The sequence below is a fragment of the Actinoplanes palleronii genome (assembly GCF_016862315.1).
Taxonomy (GTDB): domain Bacteria; phylum Actinomycetota; class Actinomycetes; order Mycobacteriales; family Micromonosporaceae; genus Actinoplanes; species Actinoplanes palleronii.
This window is the reverse complement of the sequence record NZ_BOMS01000155.1, coordinates 1-7,548: the sequence shown is the minus strand read 5'-3', so window position 1 is coordinate 7,548 and position 7,548 is coordinate 1. Positions and strand designations below refer to the sequence as shown.

At 72.6% G+C, this 7,548-nt stretch carries 7 protein-coding genes; 4 read left to right on the top strand and 3 right to left on the bottom strand.

Annotated elements, in window-relative coordinates; genetic code table 11:
- Positions 1–40: 40 nt before the first annotated feature.
- From Apa02nite_RS43825 to Apa02nite_RS43815, 3 genes are read right to left on the bottom strand one after another with little or no spacing between them, the layout of a single operon-like run.
- Positions 41–1,846 carry a carbohydrate-binding domain-containing protein gene (locus Apa02nite_RS43825; protein ID WP_203830395.1) on the bottom strand — a complete coding sequence of 602 codons (1,806 nt, stop codon included), beginning with the start codon at positions 1,844–1,846 and terminating at the stop codon, positions 41–43.
- Positions 1,843–2,595: a polyphosphate polymerase domain-containing protein gene (locus Apa02nite_RS43820; protein ID WP_067706438.1), complete on the bottom strand. Its 753-nt coding sequence runs from the start codon at positions 2,593–2,595 to the stop codon at positions 1,843–1,845. Before Apa02nite_RS43820 ends, Apa02nite_RS43825 begins: the two co-directional genes overlap by 4 nt.
- Complete coding sequence (locus Apa02nite_RS43815) at positions 2,592–3,161, bottom strand: DUF4956 domain-containing protein (RefSeq protein ID WP_067706441.1); 570 nt, start codon at positions 3,159–3,161, stop codon at positions 2,592–2,594. Before Apa02nite_RS43815 ends, Apa02nite_RS43820 begins: the two co-directional genes overlap by 4 nt.
- Before the next feature lie 162 nt (positions 3,162–3,323).
- Here Apa02nite_RS43815 and Apa02nite_RS43810 point away from each other — a divergent pair, with 162 nt between their 5' ends.
- The 4 genes from Apa02nite_RS43810 to Apa02nite_RS43795 are packed head-to-tail and all read left to right on the top strand — an operon-like array spanning position 3,324 to position 7,432.
- Entirely contained in the window at positions 3,324–4,733 is a 1,410-nt protein-coding gene (locus Apa02nite_RS43810) for a ferredoxin reductase family protein (RefSeq protein ID WP_203830394.1), read from the top strand.
- A gap of 20 nt (positions 4,734–4,753) precedes the next feature.
- Positions 4,754–5,230: an FMN-binding protein gene (locus Apa02nite_RS43805; protein WP_203830393.1), complete on the top strand. Its 477-nt coding sequence runs from the start codon at positions 4,754–4,756 to the stop codon at positions 5,228–5,230.
- Positions 5,231–5,259: 29 nt separating this feature from the next.
- Positions 5,260–5,970 (top strand): response regulator transcription factor, encoded by a 711-nt coding sequence (locus Apa02nite_RS43800; protein ID WP_203830392.1) that lies wholly within the window; start codon positions 5,260–5,262, stop codon positions 5,968–5,970.
- Positions 5,971–6,004: 34 nt separating this feature from the next.
- Positions 6,005–7,432 (top strand): sensor histidine kinase, encoded by a 1,428-nt coding sequence (locus Apa02nite_RS43795; protein WP_203830391.1) that lies wholly within the window; start codon positions 6,005–6,007, stop codon positions 7,430–7,432.
- The last annotated feature ends 116 nt before the right edge of the window (positions 7,433–7,548 follow it).

Genomic DNA, 7,548 nt, shown 5'->3' with positions numbered 1-7,548 from the left:
CGGGCCGGGTCCGAAGACCCGGCCCGCCCCGAGGAGCTGATCAGTGGCCGCGCCCGCCACCGCCGCCGCGGCCGGCCGGGGCCACGTCCGCGGTGACCGTGGCGACCTTGGTCGCGCCCAGCTTCCCGCCGGCCGCGAGCCCGCCGGTGCTGGTCCCGCTGGCCGTGCCGCCGGTGTAGACGGTGTACGACGAGCCGCTCTTGATCTTCGAGGAGGAGTACACGACGTTCTGGATGGACTTGCTGGTCACGTACGTCGCGATCAGGTTCCCGTCGCTGTCCGCGATCTGGATCGTGGTGCCGGCCGCGACCGTGCTGTCCAGCGTCGCCGACAGCCAGCCCTGCTCCGAGTCGGTGCTCGGCGCGACCACCATGCCGGAGCTGCCGGCCGCCAGCAGCGTCCCGCCGCTGATGGTGAACGTCCCGTTGACGTCGAGGGCGCCGTTCCCGTTGCCCTCCGGCCCGTTCACCACGACCGTCCCGCCGGTGATCTCCGCGGTCCCGTTCGAGTCCAGCCCGTCACCGCCGGCGTCGATCACCAGGGTGCCGCCGTTGACGGTCACCTTGTACGCGCCGACCTCGTCGCCACCGCCACCCCCGCCGCCGAAGCCGCCACCGCCCTGGGTGTCCTCGGTGGTCCCGGTCCCGCCGGCGCCGTTGATGCCGTCGTCGCTGGAGACCACGTGCACGGTCCCGGAGTTGAGCACGAAGTCGGCCGCCTCGAGGCCCTCGTTCGACGCGGTCACCTCGACCGACCCGCCGTCGATGATCTCCTGGCCCTCGGCGTGCACCCCGTCGTCGCCGCTGGCCACGCTGACCGCCGCGCCGGTGAAGTGCACCGCCCCGTCGCTGTGGATCGCGTCGTCGGCGGCGTCCACCGTGGTGGTGCCACCCTCGAGGACGGTGATCACGCCGGACTTCAGGCCCTTCGACGAGGTGTCGTCGGCGGCCTTGACGCTGTGGCCGCCGCCCGCCTTCACCACCAGGTCGCCGCCGGTCACCACGATGTCGGTGGCCGCGTCCACGCCGTCGCCGGTCGCGGTCAGCGCCATGGTCCCGGCCGCGATCGCCACGTACCCGGAGTCGGCGTCGTCGGCGTTGTCCGCCTTGATCCCGTCGCCGCCCGCGGTGACCGTGATCGTCCCGCCGTTGACGACGACGTAGTCCTTGCCGCGGATCCCGTCGTCCTTGGCCGTCACGGTGACCGTCCCGGACTGGATGACCAGGCCGTCCTTGCTGGTGATGCCGTCGTTGCCGTTGCCGGTCACCGTCAGCGTCCCGGTGCCGGTGACGTTCAGGTCACCGGCGCTGAACAGGGCCGCGTTCACGTCCGCGTCGTCGGCGTAGGACGCGGCGTCGGCGAGGGTGCTGGTGGTCCCGTCGGCCAGCACCACGGTCAGCGCGTCGACGTCGGTGGCCGCGATCGCCGCCGTGGTCGAGCTGGTGATCGACGCGCCGTCCAGGATCAGGGTGACCGCGGCGTCCGGCGCGGTCACCACGATCTGCCCGTCGGTGAGCGTCCCGCTGATCCGGTACGTCCCGGCCGCCGTGATCGTCACGGTCGACCCGTCCACCGTCACCCCGTCCGCGTCGGAGCCGGCCGAGGTGCCGGAGAGCGTGATGGTGGCGGCCCCGTCGGTGCTCACGTCGGCGACGGCCGTCGCGGACTTGTTCGCGGCGAGCACGGCGGCCGCCTTCTGGGTGCCGTCGACCGAGACGACCGCGGCGGCGGTGGTGCCGGTGGCGGCGTCGGTGGTGGAGCCGGTGCTGCTGGAGCAGCCGGCGAGCAGGGCGGCGACCAGGGCGGCCGAGCTGACGGCGGCGACGAACTTTTTGCGCAGGTTCACGATGATTCCTCAAGGGAGAAGTGGCGGCGGAGCACGGGCTGCCAGCGGTTGGCGGGGAGGTCGGGGCGCAGCGCGGCGAGCCCGGTGGCGTATTTGGAGATCGAGCAGGGCCGGTGGTGCAGCCGCCAGAGCAGCCGATCGGCTTCGGACGCGGCGCCACCGGACTTGGTCTCCAGCACGGCCCGGTCCGGCATCCGGATCCGTGTGCCGTCCGGCAGCGACCAGCCCAGGTCGGTGTCGACGGTGACGCGGCTGCCGGTGCCCGGCAGGTAGAGCGTGTGCCGCCGGTAGCGGGTGATCAGAACCGGCCGGAAAGCGCTGCCGTCGACCGGGATGCCCGCGTCGGCCAGCACGCGCTCGAGGTGGGCGCGACCGTCCGGGCCCAGATCAAGACCATTTCCTTCGTACGAAATCCGCTCTTTGATCGTGGTCCCCCGCGAGCCCCGGGTCTTGACCTCGACGAAGTGCGTCCCGGTCTCCGCGTAGGTACGGATCCGGACCTTGAAGCGCCGGCGGCGGGAATGAGCGGCGCCCAGGTAACTGTCGAGTCCGGCGGTGTCGAAGTAGATCGACCGGTAGCCGAAGTCGCGCTGCCCGTCGATCTCCAGCGCCCGGACGTCCGGCGGCAGCCCGGCGAGCAGCCCGGGCAGCACCGACGCGGGCAGCAGGTACTTGCGGTCGACGCGGGTCAGCAGCTCGGCCGAGGCGACCAGGTGGTCCAGCGAGATCGGGGCGAAGGCGGTGATCATCCGACGCTCACCCGCTCCCGGGCGGTGGCCGGTGCCAGGTACCGGACCTCGACCAGCGTGCTGTCGTTGACCAGGTCCACCTGCTTGATCGACAGGTTGACCACGGTGCCGCCGAGCACGCGTTCCAGGTGGGCGCGCAGCGTGGTCTCGTCGGTGTGCGCGGCGTCCAGCCGGACGATCTGGAAGCGGTGCCGCTTGAACAGTCCCGGGTGGTCGCCGAGCCAGAGCGCCGCGAGGATCAGCGCCATCAGCCCGCCGGTGATCGCGTCCAGGCCGCCGAGGCCGGGGAGCAGGCCCAGCGCGAGCGCCGCGAAGTAGTACGCCACCTCGGTCTGGCTGATCTCGTCGGACCGCAGCCGGATGATCGACAGGACGCCGAACAGGCCGAGCCCGAGGCCCGCGCCGACGTTCTCCGAGCCGAGCACGGTGGAGACGGCCAGCACACCGATGTTCACCCCGAGGAACGCGGCGACCAGGTCGCGCCGATGGTGCCGGGGGAAGTAGACGCCGAAGGTCAGGACGGCGATCGCGACGAGGTCCGCAACGGCGGCGAGCAATGCGTTCACAAGGCTTCCTTCAGGCGAAGTTCATTTGATGTTCCCCATTGGGGGCCCCTCGCCTGGGCTGGACCTGTGCGTCGTCTGTTCCTGGTCTGAGAGACGGAGCTCTTAGAAAACCTTTACGGTTCACCAAGCCGGTCCTTAGCCAGGACGCCGAGATTTGATCCCATGACCGCCACCGCCACCGCCACCGCCACCGCCACGCCCGTCCATCGCGCCGACCCCCGGACCACTCCGCGCTGGTATCCCGACGTGGGTGGCACCGCGGCCGCCCTCAGCCTGCTGATCGTCGTCGCGCTGTGGGTGGGCAACGGCGGCGTCCAGCAGCTCATCGGCGGCGGCGCGGAAGCGGTGTCCGCGGCCGGCCGGCTGACCGGGCTGCTCGCCTCCGACCTGCTGCTGCTCCAGGTGCTGCTGATGGCCCGGATCCCGCTGGTCGAGCGCGCGTTCGGTCAGGACCGGCTGGCCCGCTGGCACCGGTGGGCCGGGTTCACCTCGTTCTGGCTGATGGTCGTGCACATCGTGACGATCACCCTGGGCTACGCGGCGGCGGCGAACACCAACGCGGTCGCCGAACTGTGGGACATGATCTGGACGTACCCCGGCATGCTGCTCGCCACGGCCGGCACCCTCGCGCTGGTCATGGTGGTGGCCACGTCGATCCGGGCGGCCCGCCGCAAACTGCGCTACGAGTCGTGGCACCTGCTGCACCTGTACGCGTACCTCGGTGTCGGCCTCGCGCTGCCGCACCAGCTCTGGACCGGCGCCGACTTCGTCGCCTCGGCGGCGTCCCGCACGTACTGGTGGACGCTGTACGGGGTCTCGGCCGGCGCCGTCCTGGTCTACCGGATCGGGCTGCCGGCCTGGCGCAACTGGCGCCACCGGCTGGTCGTCGACCGAGTGGTGCCGGAGGGCCCCGGACTGACCTCGGTCTACCTGAGCGGGCAGCGGCTCGCCGAGCTGCCGGCCCGGGCCGGGCAGTTCTTCCAGTGGCGCTTCCTGGCCGGGCCGGGCTGGAGCCGGGCCAACCCGTACTCGCTCTCCGCCACGCCGCACGGCGAGCAGCTGCGGATCACCGTGAAGGACCTCGGTGACGGCAGCTCCCGGGTCGCGGGCCTGCGCCCCGGCACGAAGGTGCTGGTCGAAGGCCCGTACGGGAAGCTGACCGGCGAGTCCTACTCCGGTGGCCCGGTGGTGCTGATCGCCTGCGGGATCGGTGTCACCCCGCTGCTGTCGCTGCTCGGCGAGCTGCCGTACCGGGCGGGGGAGGCGACCCTGATCTACCGCGCGCGTACCGAAGCGGAACTGGCCTTCCGGGGCGAGCTGGAGTGGTTCGCCCGGCATCGCGGGGTGCGGGTGGTGACCCTGCTCGGGCCGCGCGCCGACCGGCCGTCCTGGCTGCCCGCCGACCTGGCCGGACGTGCCGACTCGGAGATGCTGCGGGAAGTCGCGCCCGAGGTGGCCGCCGCACACGTGTACGTCTGCGGACCGGAGGCCTGGACCGCACCGGTCCGCGCCGCGGCCCTGGCCGCCGGGGTGCCCGCCGACCGGCTGCACACCGAACTGTTCGCCTGGTGAGTTTGAGAAAGGACGCCTCCATGCGCCGCATCACCCTGTGGATGCTCTCCACGGTCGCCGCTCTGGTGCTGATGTTCAGCTACCGGACCAGCACCAACAGCCCTGCGCCGGTCGCCGCCGCGGCGGTCGCCACCGGCACGTCGTCGGGTGGCACCTCGTCGGACGGCAGCTCGTCGAGCGGCACTTCGTCAGGTGGCGCCTCGTCGGACGGCGCCGGCGGGACCACCTACACCGGGTCGACGGCCTCCACCCGGTGGGGCGACGTCCAGGTGGCCATCACGGTCGCCGACGGCAAGATCACCGCGGTCACCGTGCCGGTCTACCCCACCGAGAACCACCGGGACCAGGAGATCAACGCCCGGGCTGTCCCGACGCTGGTCCAGGAGACCCTCGACGCGCAGAGCGCGAAGATCGACACCGTCTCCGGCGCGACCGTGACCAGCGACGGATACCTCGAGTCACTGCAGTCCGCGCTCGACGCCGCCCACCTGTCCTGACCGTCGCCGGGGCTGGCAGTGTGGACGGCATGCGGATCCTGGTGGTGGAGGACGACGCGGCGGTGCGCGACTCGCTCGCGCGCACGCTGCGCTTCGAGGGATACCAGGTGGAGACGGTCGGCGACGGGCTGCAAGCCCTCGACGCGGTGCGTGCCGGCGAGCCGGACGCGCTGATCCTCGACGTCAGCATGCCGCGGATGGACGGGCTCGAGGCGTGCCGGCGGCTGCGCGCCGAGGGAGTGCTGCTGCCGGTGCTGATGCTCACCGCCCGGGACAGCGTCGGCGACCGGGTCGCCGGGCTGGACGCCGGCGCCGACGACTATCTGGTCAAACCGTTCGCCCTGCAGGAACTGCTCGCGCGGATCCGGGCACTGCTGCGCCGCTCGGCGCTGACCGCGCCGATCGGCGGGCCGCAGGGGGAGGCGGAGGCGGGTGAGTGCCTGGTTTTTTCCGATGTACGGCTGAACCCCCGCACGCGCGAGGTCCAGCGCGGCGGGCGGTCACTGCGATTGACGCGTACGGAGTTCGACATCCTCGAGGTGTTCCTGCGCCACCCGCGTCAGGTGCTCACCCGGGCCGCGTTGTTCGAGCAGGTCTGGGGCTACGACTTCGGTGAGGGGTCGAACAGCCTGCACGTGTACCTCGGCTACCTGCGCCGCAAACTGGAGTCCGAGGGCGAGCCCCGGCTGCTGCACACCGTGCGGGGCGTCGGGTTCGTGGTCCGGGAGGAGCCGCTGTGAAGCTCGCACGCGGCCGCTGGTGGGAGGAGCCGCTGTGAAGGTCGCACCCGGCCGGTGGTGGCGCGCCCGTACCCTGCACGCCCGGTTGTCCCTGCTGGTCACCGGTGCGGTCGGGGCCGCCGTGCTGGTCGTCGCGACCGGTGCCTGGATCGCCGTCCGGGAGATTCAGCAGCACCAGGTCGCGCTCGAGTTGAGCAGCGACGCCGCCTCCATCGCGGCCAACCCGGCACAGTGGCTGGCCACCGAGTCGTCGCGGACCCGGTCGCCCGGCGATCGCCCCGGCGGGGGCCGTGGTGGTGGCCGCCACGATCGGGAGATCGGCCCGTGCTGGCAGATCCTGGACGCCACCGGCGCGGCCTCCGGTGGCAGCCGGACCACGCTGCCGGTCACCGACACTGCCCGGTCGATCGCCACCGGCGCCAGCGGCGCGGCCGTGCAGGAGAAGATCACGCTCGGCCCGGACGACTACCTGATGCTCACCCTGCCGCTGCCCGGCGGGGGAGCGGTCCAGGTCGGCATGGACGAGGACCCCAGCGACAAGGTGCTCGCCGCGTTCGCCGCCCTGCTCGCCCTCGGCTCCGCCGCCGGGATCGCCGGCGCGGCCTTCCTCGGCCGAACCGTCGCGCGCGCCGGCCTGGCCCCGGTCGAACGGCTCACCTCGGCCGTCGAGGACGTCGCGGTCACCCAGGACCTGGACCACCCGATCGACGTGCGCGGCGCCGACGAGATCGCCCGGCTGGGCCGCTCGGTCAACGCCATGCTGGCTGCCATCGACGCCTCCCGCCGAGCCCAGCGCACCCTGGTCGAGGACGCCGGTCACGAGCTGCGCACCCCGCTGACCAGCATCCGCACCAACGTCGAGCTGCTGCTCGAACTGGAACGCCGTCCCGAGCTGGCCCACCGGCTCCCCCCGGAAGACCGCGCCAAACTCCTGGCCGACCTGGACGCCCAGGTCCGCGAACTGGCCACGCTCACCACCGAGCTGGTCGAGCTGTCCCGGGAGGAAGCAGCCCGCGAAGCGGTCGAACCCCTCGACTTCGCCGACGTGGTCTCGGCCGCCCTGGACCGCGTCCGGATCCGCGCGCCCGGCATCACCTACGACGTGGTCCTGTCACCGTCCCCGGTCCTCGGCCGCCCCGGCGAACTGGAACGCATGGTGGTGAACGTCCTGGACAACGCGGCCAAGTGGAGCCCACCCGGCGCCGCCGTCACGGTCCGGCTGTCCGCTGCCGAATCAGGCTGGACCGCGCTCACGGTCACGGACACCGGCCCCGGCATCGCCCCGGAGGACCTGCCCCACGTCTTCGACCGCTTCTACCGCGCGGCCGCGGCCCGCTCCATGCCCGGCTCCGGCCTGGGCCTGGCCATCGTCGCCCAGACCGCCCACCAACACGGCGGCACGGTCACCGCCACCCCCGCCCCCACCAGCGGCACCACCGTCACCCTGCGCCTACCCACCTGACCCCAGCCGCGACCTGCGCGGGCCTTTCCGCCGCGCCGCGCCCAGCTCGCGTGGGCACTTTCGGCGCGCCGCGCCCGCGCCCAGCTCGTGTGGGGAGTTTCGTGCGCTGGGCGCCT